The sequence below is a fragment of the Bartonella sp. AD328YNZD genome, from assembly GCF_042196425.1.
Map to the genome: position 1 here is coordinate 1 of NZ_JBHIQG010000911.1, position 506 is coordinate 506.

Here is a 506-nt window from a genome sequence, read left to right on the forward strand (position 1 = left end):
GAAGCAGCTGAAAAGCAACATAAACTGTCTGATTTTTTGTCTTCTCTTCTGTCTGAAAATGGAGAAGAAAAATTGCGTGCGCTTTTTAACTTAGCGCCCGATGAAACAACCCAATACCTATTGGAACAAATGCAACAGATTGCGCGCCTTCCTGTTTATGCTCTTAATCATTGTGAAATCAATGGCAGTCAAAGCTTCAAGGATATGGTGGCAAAACTTTCCCAATTAGAAGAGGTACATGATGAGACAAATATTCTCAATAGTATTTCTGATATTTATTTTACAACAAAAGGTGAGCCACGGAATTTCTCAAATTTATCTCGTAAAAAATCAGACGAAATTTGGCCTTTTATTCAACAAATGCTTGAAGATAAACAAAGCGAGCTTTCTATTCTTTTAGAGAAATATCAATGCGCAAAAGTTGCGACCCTCAATATGGCGGCTTTTCAGCTTTGTGCCCTTTATCTCAAAATTTATGCAAATTTAAAAAAAACCAATGGTTTTTT

At 35.4% G+C, this 506-nt stretch carries 1 pseudogene; it reads left to right on the plus strand.

What is annotated here, in order from left to right:
• Nucleotides 1–506: pseudogene (locus ACFIO3_RS15710) on the plus strand (double-strand break repair helicase AddA); the annotation flags it as partial.